This window comes from Streptomyces sp. 8K308, assembly GCF_004348315.1.
Classification (GTDB): domain Bacteria; phylum Actinomycetota; class Actinomycetes; order Streptomycetales; family Streptomycetaceae; genus Streptomyces.
The window spans coordinates 1-19705 of sequence record NZ_SMKC01000058.1 but is presented as its reverse complement, the minus strand read 5'-3'; the positions used below and the strand labels follow the sequence as shown (position 1 = coordinate 19705).

General features: G+C 75.5%; 18 protein-coding genes, 1 tRNA gene and 1 pseudogene. 14 read left to right on the top strand and 6 right to left on the bottom strand.

The genetic code is table 11. From position 1 onward, the window contains the following. Window positions 1-261: 261 nt before the first annotated feature. Window positions 262-1158 (bottom strand): carbohydrate kinase, encoded by an 897-nt coding sequence (locus E1265_RS11725; protein WP_243740701.1) that lies wholly within the window; start codon window positions 1156-1158, stop codon window positions 262-264. A gap of 237 nt (window positions 1159-1395) precedes the next feature. Here E1265_RS11725 and E1265_RS11720 point away from each other — a divergent pair, with 237 nt between their 5' ends. Beyond that, window positions 1396-2334 carry an alpha/beta hydrolase gene (locus E1265_RS11720; protein ID WP_132930222.1) on the top strand — a complete coding sequence of 313 codons (939 nt, stop codon included), beginning with the start codon at window positions 1396-1398 and terminating at the stop codon, window positions 2332-2334. Window positions 2335-2356: 22 nt separating this feature from the next. Here E1265_RS11720 and E1265_RS11715 read toward each other — a convergent pair whose 3' ends face one another. Beyond that, window positions 2357-3280 carry a helix-turn-helix transcriptional regulator gene (locus E1265_RS11715; RefSeq protein WP_132930221.1) on the bottom strand — a complete coding sequence of 308 codons (924 nt, stop codon included), beginning with the start codon at window positions 3278-3280 and terminating at the stop codon, window positions 2357-2359. Between the two features lie 119 nt (window positions 3281-3399). Beyond that, window positions 3400-3642 carry a DUF397 domain-containing protein gene (locus tag E1265_RS11710; RefSeq protein WP_132930220.1) on the bottom strand — a complete coding sequence of 81 codons (243 nt, stop codon included), beginning with the start codon at window positions 3640-3642 and terminating at the stop codon, window positions 3400-3402. A 242-nt stretch (window positions 3643-3884) separates the two neighbouring features. On the opposite strand from E1265_RS11710, the gene E1265_RS11705 reads away from it, so the two are divergent. From E1265_RS11705 to E1265_RS11645, 13 genes and pseudogenes are all read left to right on the top strand, one after another. Further along, window positions 3885-4517, top strand: coding sequence for an ATP-binding protein (locus tag E1265_RS11705; protein WP_165953726.1), 633 nt, complete (start codon window positions 3885-3887; stop codon window positions 4515-4517). Window positions 4518-4611: 94 nt separating this feature from the next. Further along, a tRNA-Leu gene (locus tag E1265_RS11700) sits at window positions 4612-4696 on the top strand. Between the two features lie 143 nt (window positions 4697-4839). After that, window positions 4840-5064, top strand: a pseudogene (locus E1265_RS38895) (Tat pathway signal protein); the annotation flags it as partial. Between the two features lie 459 nt (window positions 5065-5523). Continuing rightward, complete coding sequence (locus E1265_RS11690; protein ID WP_132930218.1) at window positions 5524-6483, top strand: NAD-dependent epimerase/dehydratase family protein; 960 nt, start codon at window positions 5524-5526, stop codon at window positions 6481-6483. 77 nt (window positions 6484-6560) lie between these two features. After that, window positions 6561-8225: a carbamoyltransferase C-terminal domain-containing protein gene (locus E1265_RS11685; protein WP_132930217.1), complete on the top strand. Its 1665-nt coding sequence runs from the start codon at window positions 6561-6563 to the stop codon at window positions 8223-8225. After that, window positions 8222-9274 (top strand): glycosyltransferase, encoded by a 1053-nt coding sequence (locus E1265_RS11680; RefSeq protein ID WP_132930216.1) that lies wholly within the window; start codon window positions 8222-8224, stop codon window positions 9272-9274. The genes E1265_RS11685 and E1265_RS11680 overlap by 4 nt, the downstream gene beginning before the upstream one ends. Beyond that, window positions 9267-9905, top strand: a complete 639-nt coding sequence (locus E1265_RS11675) for an HAD family hydrolase (RefSeq protein WP_132930215.1) — start codon at window positions 9267-9269, stop codon at window positions 9903-9905. The genes E1265_RS11680 and E1265_RS11675 overlap by 8 nt, the downstream gene beginning before the upstream one ends. Continuing rightward, entirely contained in the window at window positions 9902-10981 is a 1080-nt protein-coding gene (locus tag E1265_RS11670) for a glycosyltransferase family 9 protein (RefSeq protein ID WP_132930214.1), read from the top strand. The genes E1265_RS11675 and E1265_RS11670 overlap by 4 nt, the downstream gene beginning before the upstream one ends. After that, window positions 10978-11943 (top strand): glycosyltransferase, encoded by a 966-nt coding sequence (locus E1265_RS11665; protein WP_132930213.1) that lies wholly within the window; start codon window positions 10978-10980, stop codon window positions 11941-11943. The genes E1265_RS11670 and E1265_RS11665 overlap by 4 nt, the downstream gene beginning before the upstream one ends. After that, window positions 11943-13199: a glycosyltransferase gene (locus tag E1265_RS11660; RefSeq protein WP_132930212.1), complete on the top strand. Its 1257-nt coding sequence runs from the start codon at window positions 11943-11945 to the stop codon at window positions 13197-13199. Before E1265_RS11665 ends, E1265_RS11660 begins: the two co-directional genes overlap by 1 nt. Window positions 13200-13284: 85 nt before the next feature. Then, window positions 13285-13920: an SIS domain-containing protein gene (locus E1265_RS11655; protein WP_279571421.1), complete on the top strand. Its 636-nt coding sequence runs from the start codon at window positions 13285-13287 to the stop codon at window positions 13918-13920. After that, window positions 13917-15353, top strand: coding sequence for a D-glycero-beta-D-manno-heptose 1-phosphate adenylyltransferase (gene rfaE2 / locus E1265_RS11650; RefSeq protein WP_132930210.1), 1437 nt, complete (start codon window positions 13917-13919; stop codon window positions 15351-15353). Before E1265_RS11655 ends, rfaE2 begins: the two co-directional genes overlap by 4 nt. Further along, a complete protein-coding gene (locus E1265_RS11645) occupies window positions 15350-16348 on the top strand; it encodes a glycosyltransferase family 9 protein (RefSeq protein WP_132930209.1) in 999 nt (332 codons plus the stop codon). Before rfaE2 ends, E1265_RS11645 begins: the two co-directional genes overlap by 4 nt. 7 nt (window positions 16349-16355) lie before the next feature. Here the strand turns inward: E1265_RS11645 and E1265_RS11640 are convergent, their stop codons facing one another. From E1265_RS11640 to E1265_RS11630, 3 genes are read right to left on the bottom strand one after another with little or no spacing between them, the layout of a single operon-like run. Continuing rightward, window positions 16356-17276: a glycosyltransferase gene (locus tag E1265_RS11640; protein WP_132930208.1), complete on the bottom strand. Its 921-nt coding sequence runs from the start codon at window positions 17274-17276 to the stop codon at window positions 16356-16358. Further along, window positions 17245-18120 carry a glycosyltransferase gene (locus tag E1265_RS11635; protein ID WP_132930207.1) on the bottom strand — a complete coding sequence of 292 codons (876 nt, stop codon included), beginning with the start codon at window positions 18118-18120 and terminating at the stop codon, window positions 17245-17247. Before E1265_RS11635 ends, E1265_RS11640 begins: the two co-directional genes overlap by 32 nt. 28 nt (window positions 18121-18148) lie before the next feature. Beyond that, the gene (locus E1265_RS11630; protein WP_132930206.1) at window positions 18149-19498 is read right to left on the bottom strand and encodes a cytochrome P450; all 1350 of its coding nucleotides are present in this window, start codon (window positions 19496-19498) and stop codon (window positions 18149-18151) included. Window positions 19499-19705: the final 207 nt, after the last annotated feature.

The following is a 19705-nucleotide window of genomic DNA, read 5'->3' as shown; positions in this document are numbered from 1 at the left end:
GACCCTCTCAGCCCGCGGGTCGGCACGCTATGCCCGTTAATCGGCATAATGCTCATCGGGTGACCCTCTTGTGGCTTGGCTGAATTTTCCGACGGCCGTATGTCTTACGCGCCTTCAGCTCGCTTGGCAAGCGCGGCGATCGTATCATCTGAGCGTCTGTCGGGTTCGGTCACCGGCGACTTCCCCTGACGACCTGGCGGGCCCTCAAGCTCGCTAACGTTTCCTAATTGTTAACCCCGTCTCATCTCCCCCACAGGGGACTCACAACGCCCCCAGTTCTTCCCGCGTCGGCGGGTCGGCGCCGATCCGGGTGCAGGTGATCGCGGCGGCCGTCGCGCAACGCCGCAACACGGCGGAGAGTTCGTCGGGCGCGGCGGGCGGGGCGCCGCGTTCGGCGATCGAGTCGAGCAGGGCCGCCTGGAAGGTGTCCCCCGCGCCGATGGTGTCCACCACCGTGACGGCCGGCGCGGCCACCCCGACCTCGTGCCCGGACGTGACCGCCAACGCGCCACGCGCACCGAGCGTGACCACCACCAGCCGCGGGCCGGCCGCGAGCAACGCGCGGGCGGCGTCCGCCGGTTCGGCGCCCGGGAAGAGCCAGCCCAGGTCCTCGTCGCTCGCCTTCAGCACGTCGACGGAGGCGGCCAGCCGACGAGCCGCGTCCCGGTAGGCGTCCCGGTCCGGCTGCACCGCGGGACGCACGTTGAGGTCGGCGGCCACCGTGGTCCCGCCCGCCCGCAGCTCCCGGCACAGCCCGAGCACCCGGGAGGCGCCCGGCTCGATCACCACCGCCAGCGATCCGGTGTGCAGTACGGCGGTGTCCTCGGGCACCGGCAGCTCGCGCGGGTCCCAGGAGGCGAGGAAGTCGTAGCGCGCCGCGCCGTCCGCCCCGAGGTAGGCGAGGGCCACGATGGTTCGGTCGGTCTCGGCGGGCACCCGGCGCACCGTCACGCCCGTCTCGGCCAGGTGCGCGCGCACCAGCTCTCCCGGCGGGTCCTCGCCCCAGGCCGTCAACAGCGTCGCGGGCCGCCCGAGCCGGCGCAGGCCGACGGCCACGTTGGCCGGGCTGCCGCCCGGCGCCGCGCGCACGTCCCGGGCGCCGGTCCTCCACAACAGATCGACCAGGGCCTCCCCCACCACGGTCACTCGAGCCGTCACTGACCTCACCTCTCCGCCGGGGACACGCGCCAACCGCCACATCCTGGACGGACAACCGTCGTACGGCAAGATCCAGTTGTCGATCCTCGCAGCTCGGAAGGTCACCGAACGGGCACACGACCACCCCAATCGGGCGTTCGCCTCCCGACGGTCCTCGCGCCGCACCGGCTGTGCGCCGGCCCCCGGGACGTCCCATACTGGCCACGACCGTTGCCCCACGGGAACCAGGAGCGAGCCTTGGAGATCGGTGCCACCCTCGCGGCCGACGGCCTTCCGGTCGCCACCTACACCTGGCTGCCCGAGGACGGTCGACGACCGCGTGGCTGGGTGCAGTTGGTGCACGGCGCGGCGGAACACGCACTCCGCTACGACCGGTTCGCGCGGCTGCTGACCGAACACGGCTACGCGGTCGTCGCCTCCGACAACCGCGGCCATGGAGCGACGGCCCGGCACACCGGTGGGCTCGGGGTGGCCGGCGCGTCCGGCTGGCGGGCCGTCGTGGAGGACCTGCGCGCGGTGGGCGAGGCGGCGCGCGCCCGGGTGCCCGATGTTCCCCTGGTGCTCTTCGGGCACAGCATGGGATCCCAACTCGCCCGCGACTACGCCCAGGAGCACGGCGCCGGCCTCGCCGGCCTCGTACTGTGCGGCACGTTCAGGTCGCTGCCCGGGTGCGAGGCCGAGAGCGCCGCCGCCGGCCTGCGGGCCGAGATCGAGCGCGGCGGCCGGTCCGCGCCCTCGTCCTTCGTGCCCGATCTCTTCGCCGCGTTCAACGACCCCTATCCGCACCGCACGGGCTTCGAGTGGCTGTCCCGCGACCCGGCCGAGGTCGACGCCTATGTCGCGGACGAGCGCTGCGGCTTCCCGTTCAGCGCCGGCCTCGCGCTCGACTGGCTGCTCGGCGTACGCAAGATCAATGACCCGCGCCACCAGGCGCGGGTGCCGCCCGACCTGCCGGTGCACGTGGTGGTCGGCGAGCTCGACCCCTGTCACGCCGGGCTCACGCTGGTCTACGAGCTGCTCGAGGACTTCCGCTACGCCGGCACCAGGGAGCTGAGTTGGCGCGCCTATCCGGGGGCGCGGCACGAGATCCTGAACGAGACCAACCGCGTCGAGGTCGGCGACGACCTGCTCGGCTGGCTCGACGCCGCCCTCGGCACCCGCCGCGGCACGGCCTGACCCGCCCGGCGCCGCCCGGCGCTCAGAGGGTGTTCTTCAGCCCGTCGAGGAAACGCAGCCCGTCGAGGAAGTCGCCCGTCTTGCCGTGCGGTTCGGCGGTGGCGCACAGGCTGTCCATCACGGCCAGGTAGTCCTCGACGTCCTCGCGCTTGTCGAGGTAGAGCGCGCTGTTGAGCTGCTCCAGGTAGACGATGTCCGGCAGGTCGGGCTCCTGGAAGCGCAGCACGGTGATCGGACCGCCGGCGGCCGACAGGCCGCCGATCCTGAACGGCGCGATCTGGAGCGTGACGTTGGGCAGCTCGGCCATCTCGCGCAGGTGTCTGATCTGCTCGCGCATCGCCTCGGCGCCGCCGAGCGGCCGGCGCAGCGCGGCCTCGTCGATCACGGCCCACAGCCGGGGAGCGTGCGGCTTGTGGAGCAGCTTCTGCCGCTCCATGCGCAGCTCGACCCGGCGCTCGACCATCCGCTCCGAGGCGCGCGGGTTGCCCAGGCGGACGCAGGCCCGCGCGTAGTCCGCGGTCTGCAGCAGGCCGGGGATGAACTGCACCTCGTAGGTGCGGATGACGGAGGCCGCCTCCTCGAGACCGATCAGGGTCTCGAACCAACTGGGCACCACGTCGTTGTACTTCTGCCACCAGCCGGGCGTGCTGGCCTGCCGGGCGAGCGCGAGGAACTGCCCGCGCCGCTCCTCGTCGAGCACACCGTAGAGGGTGAGCAGGTCGGCGATGTCCCGTTCCTTGGCGCCGACACGACCCAGCTCCAGCCGGCTGATCTTGGCGTGCGAGCCGCGGATGGCGTCGCCCGCGGCCTCACGGGTGATGCCGCAGCTTTCGCGCAGCCGGCGCAGGTGGGTGCCGAGCACGATGCGCAGCACGGTGGGCCCGCCGCGCGGGTGAGCGAGTATGTCCCTCACCGACGAGGTGGGGCTTGGCTGAGCTGACGACATGTCTGTGTCCCCTGGGTGTTGAATTCGCGCCCAAGTGTTGCACTGTTCGATCGCTGCGTACAGTCGCCGCCACGCAACTCGGGGCGATTCAACGGGGATCGACCGAGCCGGGCGCCCGGTCAGTCGGCGCGGACGAGGTCGTCGAAGTCCCCGTCCTTGGCCCCCTGCAGGAACGCGGTCATCTCGGCGTGGGTGTAGATCAGCGCGGGGCCCTGCGGGTCGCGGGAGTTGCGCACGGCGACGTCGCCGCCGGGCAGCCCGGCCATCTCGACGCAGTTGCCGTTGGGGTTGCTTCGTCCGCTCTTCCGCCAGGCCGCGCCCGTGAGCAGGCCGGCCGACACTCCATTGACGAACTGCGGCATTTCGACTCCTACGCGTTGCTTGCGCGCGCCCGTGTTCGCGGGTGCCCGGGAGCGCCCGTGGACGGCTTCTGACCGAATACTGCCTCAACTCCGAGCGTTCTTGCATCTGTTCTTGCATTTGTTCTTGCATCTGTCCTTGCATCGGTTCTTTCGGATGTACTTGCAGGGACACGCTCGGTTCAGTGAGGATGGACCCTGCGGAGCCACTGCCCAGGGTGAAGTCGGATCGTCCGGAGGTCGTCATGACAGCTCTCCCGTTCGCCGCCACGGCGCCTTACCCGGCGCCCCAGGCCCGGACCCGAGCCGCCGACACGGCCGGCTTCGCCACCTTCCCGCTGGCGAACTCCTCCGACTCCCCCAGGTCCGCGCGGGAGAGCACGCGCTCGGCCCTCAACGGCTGGGGCCTCGGCGAGCTCCTCGACGACGCCCTGGTGATCGTCTCCGAGCTGGTCACCAACGCGGTGCGCTACGGCCGGCCGGTGGCCACCGACCACTTCCCGCTGGCGCCCGCCACCCCCGAACAACCGTTTCTGCTCAGCCTGGTGCACTGCGACGGCGCCGTGCTGTGCGCCGTCTTCGACCCGGGCCGCGAGGTGCCGCGGGTCAAGGAGCCGGACTTCCTCCAGGAGTCGGGGCGCGGCCTGCACGTCCTGGAGTCCCTGGCACGCAGCTGGGGCTGGACCACCCCGGACCGGCACGGCAAGGCGGTCTGGGCGCTGCTCACCTCGCCCGAGCGCTGCACCGACGCCGAGGACGACCCCGAGTGGGAGCCGCTCACCCGCCTCCTGCTCCTCCTCGAGCTGCTGAGCGGCCCGTCCTGGCTCCGCGCCCTGGGCTCCTCGACCACCACCCTCCCCGGCTCCGCACGCCACTGACCGCGGCCCCACCCGCGCGGAAGCCGGGTGAGAGCACCCTCCGAACCTTGGTATGGTTGACCCGTCGCTGGGCCCACGGGCCCGCACACACCCCGTCCGGGTGGCGGAATGGCAGACGCGCTAGCTTGAGGTGCTAGTGCCCGTTTAAGGGCGTGGGGGTTCAAGTCCCCCCTCGGACACTCGCAGAGACCCCAGTTGACCTGGGGTTTTTCTGTTTCCGTGAGGCCTCGGAGACCCTGTGATCAACGGCGTGACCAACGGAATGATCTTCCCGGCCCAGGGGGACCTGCGGCCAGCCTAGTCTACGAGCCTCGCCAGCTACTCCCTTCTCGGCGTGGTGCACGCCCGAGCCCTCGCCGCCGCCGGTGAGAGGCGGCCGCAGCCGCGCTGCTGCGTGCCGAAGACGACCTGGCGGCGGCCTTTCCCGGGGATGACGAGCCGGGCCGGGTGTTCTTCCGGCGAAGCCAGCCTCGCCCACGAGACCGCCTGCGTCCTGCGTGACACCGGGGATCTCGAAGGGGCCAAGCGTGAGTTCTGCCGGAGTGTCTGCGGCGACCTGCTGGCCCGAACCGCCGCGAGCGAGGGGATGGCGAGATGTCCGAACGCGCGCTTGCGGCCGCGCTGCGGGATGACCGACGCGATCCGCCTGGACCGTAGCCACTCCAGGAAGCCCTGGGAGCCGTAGCCGTCGTCGGTGAGGATCGTGTCGCCGCACGCGCTTGAACCCGACCGACCCCGGTCTACAGGCGACGGGCCGATCCTCGGCGGGAGCGGAGGAGCGCCTGACTCTTCCGCTGGGCGACATCACCCCCTCCCCCTCACGGGAGAAGGCTCCGTCTCGACGCCTCCAGCTCGCTGTCGGATCTCGGACCGATCAGCAGGCCCGGCGGATGGGGCCGCCGCCTCCCCCCCCTTCCACGACCCGCTGTGCCGCACGGCCGCATAAACCCCGTTTGCCCGTTTCATCCGGGGGTACCTGTGGGGGCGGTCACTGAAAGGAGTGGGCATGCGAGGCACGCACGACAGCCACCGGCACGTGGTCGTCACCGGCGGGGCGGGCTTCCTCGGCTCCCATCTCTGCGCCGAGCTGCTCAGCCGAGGCACCGAGGTCACCTGCGTCGACGACCTGTGTACCGCCCTTCCGGACCATGAGCGCCCCCGGTCGGACCACCCCGGCTACACCATGCTGCGCGCCGACGTCACCGAGCCCTTCGAGATCGAGCGCCCGGTGGACCTCGTGCTCCACTTCGCCTCCCCGGCGTCACCGGCCGACTACCTTCGGTTGCCGCTGCACACGCTGGAGACCGGCAGCCTGGGCACCCGCAACGCGCTGGCGCTCGCCCGCCGGCACGGGGCCCGGTTCATCCTGGCCTCCACCTCGGAGGTCTACGGTGACCCGCTCGAGCACCCGCAGAGCGAGCGGTACTGGGGCAACGTCAACCCGGTCGGGCCGCGCAGCGTGTACGACGAGGCCAAGCGCTTCGGCGAGGCGCTGACGGTGGCCGAGGCCGAGGCGCACGGCACCGACACCGGCATCGTGCGGCTCTTCAACACCTACGGGCCGCGGATGCGCGACCACGACGGTCGCGCGGTGCCCACCTTCATCCGACAGGCATTGGCCGGCGAGCCGCTGACGGTCACCGGCGACGGCGGCCAGACCCGTTCGCTGACCTATGTCGACGACACGGTCGCCGGGGTGCTCGCCATGGCCGCCTCCGACCTGCGCGGACCGGTCAACATCGGCAACCCGACCGAGATCACCATGCTGGAGCTCGCCCGCACCGTGATCCGGCTGACCGGCTCCTCCTCGGGCGTCCAGCTGATCGACCGGCCGACCGACGACCCGATGGTGCGCTGCCCCGACATCACCCTGGCCCGCGGCAAGCTCCAGTGGGAGCCGACGGTCGACGCGGCCGACGGGCTGGCCCGCACCATCTCCTGGTTCCGCGCCCACCGGTCGGCCTGACCGCGCCGCGCGTCCCCTCTCCTCGTCCCTCCACCCTCGCTTCTTCCGTCCTCGTTTCTTCCCTCCCCGGAGGTCCCATGCGTGTGCTCGGCATCAACGCCCTCTTCCACGACCCGGCCGCGGCCCTGGTGATCGACGGCACGACGGTCGCCGCGGCCGAGGAGGAACGGTTCTCCCGGCGCAAGCACGGGAAGCGTCCCGTGCCGTTCGCGGCCTGGGAGCTGCCGGAGCGCTCGGCCGCCTGGTGCCTGAGCCAGGCCGGTCTCCGCCCAGGCGACCTGGACGCCGTCACCTACTCCTACGACCCGGCGCTCGCGGCCCCGGCCGGCGACCTGGGGCTCGACGACCCCTGGGACGGGCTGCGCCAGGAGTACGCGCGGCAGGCCCCCGGCTTCCTGTGCGAGGCGCTGCCGGGACTCGATCCCGAGCAGGTGCGGTTCGTCCCGCACCACATGGCACACGCCGCGTCCTCCGCCTTCGCCGCACCGGACGCCGAGCACTGCTCGGTGCTGGTGCTCGACGGGCGCGGCGAGTCGGCCTCGCACCTGGCGGCCAGGCGCGCCGGCGACCGCCTCGAGGCGCTGCACGCGCAGCGGCTGCCGCACTCGCTCGGCCTGGTGTACGAGGAGCTGACGGAGCACCTGGGGTTCCTGCGGTCGAGTGACGAGTACAAGGTGATGGCGCTCGCCTCCTACGGGGACCGGAACCGGTTCCTGCCCGAGCTGCGCCGGTACGTGCACCCGACCGGGGATGGCGGCTTCGTGGCGACCGGGGTGCCGTGGGCCGAGCTGTGTCCGCCGTGTCGCCCGGGCGAGGCGTGGACGCGGGACCACGCCGACCTGGCGGCCGGTGGTCAGGCGGTGCTCGAGGAGACCTTGCTCGACCTGGTGCGCTGGCTGCACGGCCGGACCCACGACGCGGTGCTGACCATGGCCGGCGGGGTGGCGCTCAACTGCGTCGCCAACTCCCGGATCGCGACCGAGGGCCCGTTCGACCGGGTCTGGGTGCAGCCGGCGTCGGGGGACGCGGGCACCGCGCTCGGCGGCGCGCTGCTGCACGCCGCGGTGGCCGACCCCGCGCCGACCCGGCCGATGCCGGGCCCGGCGCTCGGCCGAGGCTGGCCGGACGCGGAGCTCGAGGCGTGGCTGAAGACGGCGGCGGTGCCGTTCGAACGGCCGCCGGACGTGGCGGCCGCGGTGGCCGGGGCGCTGGCGGAGAACGCGGTGGTGGCCTGGTTCCAGGGCCGCTCCGAGTACGGTCCCCGGGCGCTCGGGCACCGCTCGCTGCTGGCGCATCCCGGCCGGTCGGGGAATCTGGAGCGGCTCAACGACATCAAGGGGCGGGAGCAGTTCCGGCCGGTGGCCCCGATGGTGCTCGCCGACCGCGCGCCGGCGATCTTCGACGGCCCACTGCCCAGCCCGTACATGCTCTTCGTGCACGAGGTGCGGCCGGAGTGGCGGGAGAGGATACCCGCCGTGGTGCACGTGGACGGCACGGCCAGGATCCAGACGGTCGACCCGGCCGACGAGCCGCTGGTGGCGCGGATGCTGACCGAGTTCGAGCGGGCCACCGGGCTGCCCGTGGTGGTGAACACCAGCCTGAACACGGCCGGCCGGCCGATGGTGGACGATCCCAGGGACGCGCTCGAGTGCTTCGGCTCGGCGCCGGTCGACATGCTGGCGATCGGTCCCTTCGTGGTGCGCCGGCGCGAGCTGTTCGGCGGCGGGGGGAGGAGCGCGTGACGGCCGGCGAGGTCCCCGCCTACGCGGTGGTCGTGCCCACGCTCGGCCGGCCCTCGCTCGGGCGGCTGCTTGCGGCGCTGGCCGAGGGCGAAGGGCCGGCCCCGGCCCGGATCGTCCTCGTCGACGACCGGCCGCCCCGCGACCCTGAGCCGCTCGACGTGCCGGTGCCCCCGAGCCTGCGGGATCTGGTGGAGATCGTGCCGGGCGGCGGGCGTGGGCCGGCGGCGGCGCGCAACGCGGGGTGGCGGCGGGTGCCGGAGTCCTGGGTGGCCTTCCTCGACGACGACGTGGTGCCGGCCGGGGGCTGGCGGCGGGCGCTCGCGGCCGACCTGCTGGCCGCCGACCCGAGCACCGGCGGTATCCAGGGGCGGATCGAGGTGCCGGCGCCGAGCCATCGGCGGCCGACGGACTGGGAGCGCGGCACCATGGGCCTGGCGTCGGCGAGTTGGATCACGGCGGACATGGTGTACCGGCGGGCCGCGCTGCGGGACGTGGGCGGGTTCGACGAGCGCTTCCGGCGGGCGTTCCGCGAGGACGCCGACCTGGCGCTGCGCGTGCTCGCGGCCGGATGGCTGCTGACCGTGGGCGAGCGGCGGACCACGCATCCGGTGCGGCTCGCGGGCCCGTGGGCCTCGGTGCGTGCCCAGGCGGGAAACGCGGACGACGTGCTGATGGGCCGGCTGCACGGCCCGGGCTGGCGGAAGCGGGCGCGCGCGCCCCGGGGCCGGTTCCCCGGGCACGTGACGGTGACGCTCGCCGGGCTCGGCGCGCTGGCGGCCCTGGCCGCCGGCCGGCCGCGCGCGGCGGCGGCAGGCGCTCTCCTGTGGTTGGCCGGCACCGCCGAGTTCGCGGCGGCGCGGATCAGGCCGGGGCCGCGCACGGCGGCCGAGCTGCGGCTGATGGCCGTGACCAGCGTGGCGATCCCGCCGGTGGCCGTGGCTCACTGGGTCGCGGGCCTGGTGCGGCACCGTGGGCTCTGGCCGCGCGGGGCGGTGCCGCCCGACATGTTTATATCAGGCATTTCGGGCAACTCGCTGATCTATGACTGACCGCACGGCAGCCAGCGGAGGCCCCTGGCTTCTCGCCCCCGGCCGACCCGGGGCCGCGCCCCGCCGCGTCCCGCGCGGGCGCCGCGGCCCGGGCCCGGACGCCGTGCTGTTCGACCGCGACGGCACGCTGATCGAGGACGTGCCGTACAACGCCGACCCGGCGCGCGTACGGGTGTTCCCCGGGGCGCGGACGGCGCTCGACCTGCTGCGCGCGCACGGCGTGGCGCTCGGCGTGGTCAGCAACCAGTCAGGGGTGGCGGCCGGCCGCTTCGGCCGGGCCGACGTCGAGGCCATGCGGCACCGGATCGAGTCGCTGCTCGGCCCGTTCGGCGTCTGGGCGGTCTGCCCGCACCTGGCCGCCGACGGCTGCGGCTGCCGCAAGCCGGCCCCGGGTCTGGTCACCGCGGCCTGCGCCGCGCTCGGCGTGGCACCGGGCCGCACGGTGGTGATCGGCGACATCGGCGGCGATGTCGCGGCGGCGCACGCCGCCGGGGCCCGCGGCCTGCTGGTGCCCACCGAAGCCACCAGGACCGAGGAGGTCGCCGCCGCGCCGCTGCGCGCCCCCGACCTGCTCACCGCCGTGCGGACGCTGCTGACCGGCGCGCCCCTGGTCCCGGGAGGCGCGTCGTGAGCGCGCGCCTCGTCGCCGGTGCCGGCGCCCACCCACCCCGCACGCTGGTCGTCCGGCTCGACAGCGCGGGCGACGTGCTGCTGGCCGGGCCCGCGATCCGGGCCGCCGCGGCCGGATCGAGCACCGTCACGCTGCTGTGCGGCCCCCTCGGCGAGGCCGCGGGCCGGCTGCTGCCCGGCGTCGACCGGGTGCTGGTGTACGACGCGCCCTGGGTGCGGCTCGCGGCACCCGAGCTCGACCCGGCCGAGGTGACCGCCCTGGTGCGCCGCATCGCGGCCGACCACTACGACCGGGCGCTGATCCTGGCCTCCCACCACCAGAGCCCGCTGCCCGCCGCCCTGCTGCTGAAGCTGGCCGGCGTCCCCTGGATCGCCGCCGACAGCGAGCACTATCCGGGCTCGCTGCTGCAGCTGCGCCACCAACGGGCGCCCTACCGGCACGAGGCCGCCGCCGCGCTGGAACTCACCGAGGCGGCCGGCTTCCGGCTCCCCGCGGGCGACAGCGGGGAGCTCCGGGTGTGCCGGCCGCCCGACACCACCGCCCTCACCGGCGACGCCCCCTACCTGGTGGTGCACCCCGGCGCCTCGGTGCCCTCGCGGACCTGGAGCGCCGAGCGGTCGGCCCGGGCCGTCGCCGCGCTCGTCGGGGCTGGACACCGGGTGGTGGTGACCGGAGGCCCCGACGAGGCGGCGCTGACCCGGCGGGTGGCCGGACCGCACGCCCTCGACCTGGGCGGCAGGACCCAACTGCCGGAGCTGGCGGGCGTGCTGGGCCGGGCCCGGCTCGTCATCGTCGGCAACACCGGGCCCGCGCACCTGGCCGCGGCCGTCCGCACCCCGGTGATCAGCCTCTTCTCGCCGGTGGTCAGCGCCGATCGCTGGCTGCCCTACCAGGTGCCCCACCTGCTGCTCGGCCAGCAGGACTCCCCCTGCGCCGGCACCCGGGCCAGGGAGTGCCCGGTGCCCGGCCATCCGTGCCTGGACTCCATCACCGACGAGGAGGTCCTGACCGCCGTGCAACGGCTCACCGTCAGTGGTCCCCCCTGCGACTCCCTCGGACGAAAGGCGCGGACATGAACATCCTTCTCTGGCATGTCCACGGTTCGTGGACGACGGCGTTCGTACAGGGCAACCACACCTATCTGCTGCCCGTGCTCCCCGACCGCGGCCCGGACGGCCTCGGTCGGGCACGGAGCTGGACCTGGCCGTCCTCGGTCGTGGAGCTCCCGCCGCAGCGGCTGCGCGAGCAGCCGGTGGACGTGGTGGTGCTGCAGCGGCCGCACGAGGCCGAGCTGGCCGAGCGGTGGCTCGGCGGCCGGCGCCCGGGACGGGACCTGCCGGCCGTGTACCTGGAGCACAACGCGCCGGACGGCAACGTGCCGCACACCAGGCACCCGGTCGCCGACCGGGACGACGTGACCCTGGTCCACGTCACCCACTTCAACCGGCTCTTCTGGGACAACGGCGGTACCCGCACCGCCGTCGTCGAGCACGGCGTGGTGGACCCGGGGCACCGCTGGACCGGCGAGCTCGACCGGGCCGCCGTCGTCGTCAACGAGCCGCTGCGGCGCGGCCGGGTCACCGGCACCGACCTGCTGCCGACGCTGGCCGCAGTGGTGCCGCTCGACGTGTTCGGCATGGGCACCCGCGCGCTGCCGACCGCCATCGGCGCTCCGCCCGACCGCTGCCGGGTGTGGGAGCTGCCGCAGGAGGCGATGCACGGCGAGCTGGCCCGCCGGCGGCTCTACCTGCACCCGGTGCGCTGGACGTCGCTCGGGCTCTCCCTGATCGAGGCCATGCACCTGGGGATGCCGGTGGTCGCGCTGGCCACCACCGAGGCCGTCGAGGCGGTGCCCCCCGAGGCCGGGGTGCTCTCCACCAGGCCCGAGGTGCTGGCCGAGGCCGCCGAACACTTCACGCGCGACCCGGAGGCGGCGCGCCGCGTGGGGGACGCGGCCCGGCAGGCGGCGCTATCGCGGTACGGGCTCAAACGCTTCCTCGGCGACTGGGACCGGCTGCTGGAAGAGGTGATCCGCTGATGACCCGACCGGGACAGGAACGGGGCGAGCGACTCGACGTCGCACTGGTCTCCGAGCACGCCAGCCCGCTGGCGGCGCTCGGCGGCGAGGACGCCGGCGGGCAGAACGTGCACGTGGCGCAGCTGGCGCGGGAGTTGGCGGCGCGCGGTCACCGGGTGACCGTCTACACCCGCCGCGACTCGGGCGCGCTGCCGCCCACCGTGCGGCTCGGCCACGGGATCGAGGTGCGGCACGTGACGGCCGGGCCGGCCGAACCCGTGCCCAAGGACGAACTGCTGCCCTACATGCCGGAGTTCAGCGAGCGTCTGGAGCGGGAGTGGCTGCGGCGACCACCCGACGTGGCGCACTCGCACTTCTGGATGTCGGGCCTGGCGACCTGGTGGGCGACCCGGGCGCTCGACATCCCCTTCGCGCACACCTTCCACGCCCTCGGCAGCGTCAAGCGCCGCCACCAGGGCGCCGCCGACACCAGCCCCCCGGGTCGCGTCGACTGGGAGCGGCAGATCGGCAACGGCTGCGACGTCACCGTGGCGACCTGCCGGGACGAGGTGGCCGAGCTGGCCGCGCTCGGCGTGCCGGCCGACCGGGTGCGGGTCGTGCCCTGCGGCGTCGACCCGGAGTGGTTCGCCCCGGCGCCCGGCGCCGCGCCCGGGGAGCCGGGCCGGCGGAAGCGGCACCGGCTGCTGCAGCTCGGCCGCCTGGTGCGGCGCAAGGGGGCCGAGGTCTCGATCGAGGCGCTGGCCGGGATCCCGGAGGCCGAGCTGGTCATCGCGGGCGGCGCGGCCGGGACCGCGGTGGCGGACGACCCCGAGGTGCGGCGGCTGCGGCGGATCGCGGCGCTGCACGGCGTCGCCGACCGGGTGCGGTTCACCGGCGCCGTGCCGCGCCCCGAGGTGCCCGCGCTGATCAGGAGCGCCGACGTCGTGCTGTGCCCCGCCTACTACGAGCCGTTCGGCATCGTGCCGCTGGAGGCCATGGCCTGCGGCGTGCCGGTGGTGGCCAGCGCCGTCGGCGGGCAGCGGGACACCGTGGCCGACCCGGCGACCGGACGTCTCGTGCCGCCCGGCGCCCCGGCGGCCCTGGCCGAGGCGGTCGACGGGCTGCTCGCCGACCCGGCAGAGCGCGCCGCCTGCGGGGCGGCCGGCCGGCGGCGGGTGCTGACCCGCTACCGCTGGGCGTCGGTGGCGGAGGCCACCGAGGCGATCTACCAGAGCCTCCACAGCCGCCACCCGGCCGTGCTCGGGTACCGGGTGTGAGCGCGGGACCGTGTGGGCCGACCGAGGAACGAAGCAGCCGCCGGCCATGAGAGGCCGGCGGCGAGACCGACCGAGAGGAGCACCCGTGAGCTCATCAGCCACCGCGCATGCGCACTGCGAGTCGCTGCGGCGTGCGCTGCGGCACTTCCAGGGCGATCAGGAGGCGGGCCTCGCCGAGGCCGCCGAGTGGGGCCGCCGGCTCGCGGTCGTCCTCACCTCGGGCGGGCGGCTGCTCGCCGCGGGCAACGGCGGCAGCGCGGCCCAGGCGCAGCACCTGACCGCCGAGTTCGTCGGCCGGTACGCCGGGGAGCGCGGCCCCTACTCGGCGATCGCCCTGCACGCGGAGACCTCGGCCGTGACCGCCATCGGCAACGACTACGGCTTCGACGAGGTGTTCGCCCGGCAGATCGCCGCGCACGGCCGCCCCGGCGACGTGCTGGTGCTGCTGTCCACCTCGGGCCGCAGCGACAACCTGCTGGACGCGGCGACCGCCGCCCGAGCGGCCGGCGTGCGGGTGTGGGCGATGACCGGGCCGCGCCCCAACCCACTGGCGGCGCAGGCCGACTCGGTGGTCAGCGTCGAGACGCCGTCGCCCGCCACGGTGCAGGAGATGCACCTGCTGGCGCTGCACCTGGTGTGCGAGGCGTTCGACGAGGAACTCGCGGCGGCTGGCCGCGCCGTGACCGCGCCCGCCGCCGTGCTCACGGAGGAGAGCTCATGAGCGGACGGCCGATCGTCGTGGTGGGGGACGTGCTGCTCGACCGGGACATCACCGGCGAGGCGGGCCGTCTCGCGCCGGACGCGCCGGTGCCCGTGGTGGACGTGGCGGCCGAGCGGTGCCGGCCGGGCGGCGCGGGTCTCGCCGCCGCGCTCGCGGCGCGCGACGGTCGGGACGTGGTCCTGGTGACCGCGCTCGGCCGGGACGAGGCCAGCGAGACGGTGCGCGCGCTGCTCCCCGCCGGGGTGCGGCTCGCCGAGCTGCCGCTCGACGGCACGCTGCCGGTCAAGTGCCGGGTGCTGGCCGGCGACCGGCCGCTGATGCGGATGGACCACGGCGGCGGCGCCCCGGGGCCGCCGGGACGCGCGGCGCTCGCGGCGCTCGACGCGGCGGGCGCGGTGCTGGTGGCCGACTACGGCCTCGGCACGGTGGCCTCGGTCCGCGCCGCGCTGCGGCGGGCCGCCCAGCGGGTGCCCGTCGTCTGGGATCCGCACCCGCGCGGCGAGCCGCCGGTCGCCGGCGTCCGGATGGCGACGCCCAACGAGCGCGAGGCCCGCTGGTTCCTGCGGCACCATCGGGCGGCCCCCGGGGCCGCCGTCGAGGACGCCGACGACTCGCTGCGCGCGCACAGCAGGCGCGGCTCGCTGCTCGCCGAGCGCTGGCGGTCGCACTCGGTCGCCGTCACGCTGGGCGAGCGCGGCGCGGTGCTGACCCGCGCGTACTGCGACGACCCGCTGTACCTGCCGGTCGACGCGTGCGGCGAGGGCGATCCGTGCGGGGCCGGCGACTGCTTCGCGGCGACCGCGACCGCGGTCTTCGCGGACGGCGGCCTGCCGCCGGAGGCCGCCGACGTCGCGACCCAGGCCGCCGCGGCCTTCGTCACGCAGGACGGCGCGCGCCGCGGACTCTGGCACAGCGGCGGCCGCCCGGCGGCCGGGACGGCCCCGGACGGCGCGCGGACCGCCAAGCCGCGACGGCTCGACGAGATCACCGCCCTCGCCGACCGGGTGCGGGCGCGCGGCGGCACGGTGGTGGCCGCCGGCGGCTGCTTCGACCTGCTGCACGCCGGCCACGTGCAGTTCCTGGAGAACGCGCGGCGCACCGGCGACCTGCTGATCGTGTGCGTCAACTCGGACGACTCGGTCCGCCGCCTCAAGGGCCCTGGCCGGCCGCTGAACCGCGCCGCCGACCGGATCCGGGTACTCGCCGGGCTCGGCTGCGTCGACGCGGTGGCGGAGTTCGACGAGGACACGCCGCAGCGGCTGCTGCGGGCGCTGCGGCCCGACATCTGGGTCAAGGGCGGCGACTACAGCGTCCGCGACCTGCCCGAGGCGGCCGAGCTGCGCGAGTGGAACGGCCAGACCCTGGTGCTGCCGTACCTGGACGGCCACTCCACGACTGACCTCGCCCGACGGGCCGCCCGCTGCCGGTCATGACCGGCGAACGGCCCGAACGCGTCCTGGTGTTGCGGGCGCTCGGACTCGGCGACCTGCTGACGGCCGTGCCGGCGCTGCACGCGCTGCGGCGCGCCTTCCCCGACCACCGGCTGACGCTGGCGGCACCGGCCGCGCTGGCCGACGCGGCCGCCGCCACGGGCGTCGTCGACGAGCTGCTGCCGGCTGAGGAGGCCGGCCGCGGCGTGCCGCGCGCCATCCCCTGGCGCGGCCCGCCGCCGCGGCTCGCGGTCGACCTGCACGGCTGCGGTCCGTTGAGCGTCGAGCCGCTGCGGACGCTGCGGCCCCGGCGGCTGATCGGCTACGCCAGGCCCCCGGGCCCGGCCTGGCGGGCGTGGGAGCACGAGCGGGACCGCTGGTGCCGGCTGCTCGGCTGGCACGGGATGCCGGCCGATCCCTCCCGGGTGGGCATCGCCGCGCCCCGGACGCCGTCCCCCGCGCCCGGGGCCGTGGTGCTGCATCCGGGTGCCGAGGCGGGGGCGCGGCGCTGGCCCGCCGAGCGGTTCGCGGCGGTGGCCGAGGCGCTGGCGCCGCGCCGGGTGGTGGTGACGGCGGGCTCGGGCGAGGAGCCGCTGGCCCGGCGGGTGGCGGCGCTGGCCGGGCTGCCGGCCGGCGCGGTGCTGACCGGCCTCTCCTTCGACCGTCTCTCGGCGTTGATCGCCGGGGCGGCCGCGGTGCTGGTGGGCGACACCGGCGTCGCGCACCTGGCGACGGCGCACGGCACGCCCTCCGTGGTGCTGTTCGGGCCCGTCTCGCCCCGGCTCTGGGGGCCGCCCCGGCTGCCGCGCCACCGGGCGCTGTGGTGCCCCGGGCCGGAGAGAGGGCCCCGGGTCGGCGACCCGCACGGTGCGCGCCCCGACCCCAGGCTGCTGCGGATCGGCCCGCGGCAGGCGGTGGCCGCGCTCGAGTACGTGCTGGCCGCGGCCGACCCGGCTCAGCCGACACCGGGTCAGCCGACACCGGGTCAGCCGACGTAGCGGCGGGTCAGCCGACGTAGCGGCGCGCCTTGGAGGTGCGCTGGGCCTCCTCGAGCAGCGTCAGACGGCGGTCCACCTCGACGGGCAGCGACCGGCGCTCCCGCAGCACCCAGGGGATGCCGGCGGCGGCGCGCGCCAGCGCCCGGGCCGTGGTGAGGTCCCTCGGCACCGATCCGAGCACGGCGGCGGTGCGGCGCAGGGCCGAGCGCGGGGTGCGGCGCAGCCAGGTGAACCAGAGGGTGTTGCGGATGCCGTCGGCTCGGCGGCGGGTCGGGTCACGCAGCGTCGAGGGGCGGTGGTGCACCAGCATCTCCTCGTCGAACAGCAGCCACCGGCCGGCGGCCATCAGGTCGGCGGCCAGCAGCTCCTCCTCGCCGCCAAGCCAGAGGCGGGGCGAGAAGCCGCCGGCCCGCCGGAAGACGTCGGCGCGCAGCACGGTGGCCCCGGCCAGGAACGAGCCGAGCGCGGGGCCCGGCAGCCCGGCGGGGCGCGGCAGCGGCGAGTGGCGCAGCTCCTCGACGATGGGGTCCTCGCGGCCGTCGGGCTCGACCACGATCCTGGCCGTGACGGTGGCGACCTCCGGGTGGGCGTCGAGCAGGTCGACCGCCCGGCCGAGCGAGCCCGGCTCCCACCAGGTGTCGTCGTCGCAGAAGGCAATGTAGGGGGTGGTGATGTGGCGGGCGCCGAGGTTGCGGCCCACGGCGCCCAGGTTGGCGCCGGGGCGCAGCAGGGTGACCTCGGGGTGCCGGTGCGCCACGGCGTGTGCCGTGCCGTCGGTGCTGCCGTTGTCGACGACCACGACCGGTGGCCGCTCCGGCAGTTCGGCGAGCCGGTCCAGGGTGTGCAGCAGCTCGTGGCGCCGGTCGTGGGTGATCACCAGCACGGTGACCCGGGGCTCAGCGTGCGGTGTCACGGGCCAGCTCCACATGGCGGGCGGCGGCCTCCACCGCGGCCGGCAGCGGGCGGCGGGCGGCGAGCGCCGCGGGCAGCCTGAGCAGCAGCTGGGCCAGGGCGCCGCGGGCGCTGCCGTCGCCGAGGGACCGGCGGGCCAGCCGCCAGGTGTGGGCCAGGGCCACCGGCAGCGGCCGGCGCAGCCAGGCGGTGAGCGCCTCGTTGCGGTGGATCACGGTGGCACGGCCGGGCCGGGGCCCGGGGTCGGGACCGTGCACGGCGATGACGCGCGGGTCGTGGCAGAGGATCCAGCCGGTGGCGGCCATGTCGTAGGCCAGCAGGGTCTCCTCGGCGCCGAAGAACAGCAGCGGGTGGAAGCCGCCGGCCGCCAGGAAGGCGCTGCGGCGCACCACGGCGGCGCAGCCGAGGAAGCCGAGGACGGGCGGTCCTGGCAGCCCCGCCGGGCCGCGCAGCGGGGAGCCGGCCAGCAGCTCGTCGATCGGGTCGGGCGTGCCGTCCGGCGCCACCCGGGTGCGGGCGGCGACCAGGCCGACGCGGGGCTCGGCCTCGAGCAGCTCGACGGCGCGGGCCAGCGAGCCCGGCTCCCACCAGGAGTCGTCGTCGCTGAAGGCCACGTAGGGGCCGGGGGCGGCGGCCACCCCCTCGTTGCGGGCCAGCGCCCCCCGGTTGACGGGCAGGCCGAGCGTCCGCACGGCGGGGAAGCGCTCGGCCAGCATGCGTCGGGTGCCGTCGGTCGAGGCGTTGTCCACGACGAGGATCCGCGGGTTCTCTGGCAGCTCGGTGAGCCGCCGCAGGGTGCCCGCGAGCCGGTCACACCGGTCGCGGGTGGCGATGACCACGGTCAGGGCGCTGTCGGGCACGACGCCCGGGTGCCCAGGAGTCCCGCGCTCAAACCAGGGCGGAGCCGGCCTGGGCGGTGAAGCGCAGCGAGAAGTGGTTGAGGGTGGCCGGGATGGGCTCCCCGACGCGGGGGCGTACGGGCGAGTCGAGGCGGTAGCTGTGGTCCTCGAGCAGCGCGGCCAGCCAGGTGCTCGCGGTCAGCAGCACCAGGTTCTCGCCCGGGCAGCGGGCGGGCCCGGCGCTGAACGGGACCAGCGCCGGATCGCGTTCCGCCCGGCCGTCGAGCCAGATCTCGGGTTCGAACTCGTCCCCGTAGGGGCCGGCCGCCTCGACGCGGTGGAAGTAGGGGGTGTGGGCGACGAAGGCGGTGCCGGCCGGCACCAGCGCGCCACGCCAGAGGGTGTCGAGGGTGGACTCGCGCAGCAGCAGCGGGGTGGTGGGCCACAGGCGCGTCGCGTCGAGCACGCAGGCCCGCAGGTAGCGCAGGGCGTGCGGGCGTGACAGGTCGGCGCTGGCGAACTCGGCGCGCGCCTTGGCGAGCCGCCCGGGGTGGCCGGTCAGCAGCGCCAGGGTGCGCAGGGTCGCGGCGCCGGCCGCGTCGAAGGCGAACAGCCAGTGCGGCACCTGGCCAACGGGGTCGGTGCCCGGGGCCACGTCCAGGCCGCGCAGCCCGCCGGCCAGGGTGTCCTCGCCGGCCTGGGTCGCGTAGCGGCGCAGCCTCGCGAGGAACTCGGTGCGCGTCCTGCGGCGCACGGGCCGCAGCAGGGACCAGTTGGCGGCGGTCCGCAGGCTGGCCAGCGAGTCGGTGAGGCGGCGGTCGGCGCGGGCGGCGTCGCCCAGCACGAGCCGCCGCACCGACCGCCACCAGCCGGCGGCGAAGTCGTCCCAGGTCAGGCCGGTGGCCTCGGCGCGCTTGCGCACGGTGAGCGCCTCCTCGCGGATCCGCCGCACGGCCGAGGGCGCGATGTGGTGCAGCGGCCGCTCGGGCTCCAGGGCCAGCTCGTTGACCCGCCGGCGCTCGCGGCGCTCGGGACCCACGCTGATCAGCGAGCCGTGCGGCTGGAACTGCTCGAGCGCCCGGCGCTTCTCCAGCACGGCCGGGGTGAACGGCTCCGGGCTCTCGCTCAGCACCCGCGCCAGGTCGTCGGGGTCGAGCAGCAGCACCATGGAGCGGCCGGCGGCCCGCAGCCCGAGCGGCCCGCGCCCGTAGCGGTCGCGGAGCTCGCGGACGGTGTCGATGGCCGCCTGGTCAGCCCCCAGTCGCTCGGCGAGCGCCATGACGGTCGGGCGACGCTGGACGAGCCCCTCCGCGACGGTGGGCAGCAGCAGCCGCGTCACCACCCGCTTCCGGTCGGCTGGGCTCATCCCGGGCAGCGTGGTGTTCCGTGTGGTGGTCATGCGGCTCTCCCGGATGGCGAACGAGTCGGCCGGGCCCCGACGGCCCCGCCCTTCGAGTCTGGGCCCACCCCGCCCGCGCCACATCTCGAACGGCCATGCCGGGCCGATCCCCGACACACGCCGTCTGCGGGTGAGCGCCCGGTCGGCGGAGGTAGGTTGCCGGCATGAGGCGGGTGTGGGGGTGCTGCTCGCGGCGTTGGCCGGGTG

What these genes read in the sequence shown, in the direction of transcription:
- E1265_RS11715 (WP_132930221.1), bottom strand. Translation starts at nt 3,280, where the DNA reads ATGTCGTCAGCTCAGCCAAGCCCCACCTCGTCGGTGAGGGACATACTC.
- E1265_RS11710 (WP_132930220.1), bottom strand. Translation starts at nt 3,642, where the DNA reads ATGCCGCAGTTCGTCAATGGAGTGTCGGCCGGCCTGCTCACGGGCGCG.
- E1265_RS11705 (WP_165953726.1), top strand. Translation starts at nt 3,885, where the DNA reads ATGACAGCTCTCCCGTTCGCCGCCACGGCGCCTTACCCGGCGCCCCAG.
- E1265_RS11690 (WP_132930218.1), top strand. Translation starts at nt 5,524, where the DNA reads ATGCGAGGCACGCACGACAGCCACCGGCACGTGGTCGTCACCGGCGGG.
- E1265_RS11685 (WP_132930217.1), top strand. Translation starts at nt 6,561, where the DNA reads ATGCGTGTGCTCGGCATCAACGCCCTCTTCCACGACCCGGCCGCGGCC.
- E1265_RS11675 (WP_132930215.1), top strand. Translation starts at nt 9,267, where the DNA reads ATGACTGACCGCACGGCAGCCAGCGGAGGCCCCTGGCTTCTCGCCCCC.
- E1265_RS11665 (WP_132930213.1), top strand. Translation starts at nt 10,978, where the DNA reads ATGAACATCCTTCTCTGGCATGTCCACGGTTCGTGGACGACGGCGTTC.
- E1265_RS11660 (WP_132930212.1), top strand. Translation starts at nt 11,943, where the DNA reads ATGACCCGACCGGGACAGGAACGGGGCGAGCGACTCGACGTCGCACTG.
- rfaE2 (WP_132930210.1), top strand. Translation starts at nt 13,917, where the DNA reads ATGAGCGGACGGCCGATCGTCGTGGTGGGGGACGTGCTGCTCGACCGG.
- E1265_RS11645 (WP_132930209.1), top strand. Translation starts at nt 15,350, where the DNA reads ATGACCGGCGAACGGCCCGAACGCGTCCTGGTGTTGCGGGCGCTCGGA.
- E1265_RS11640 (WP_132930208.1), bottom strand. Translation starts at nt 17,276, where the DNA reads ATGTGGAGCTGGCCCGTGACACCGCACGCTGAGCCCCGGGTCACCGTG.
- E1265_RS11630 (WP_132930206.1), bottom strand. Translation starts at nt 19,498, where the DNA reads ATGACCACCACACGGAACACCACGCTGCCCGGGATGAGCCCAGCCGAC.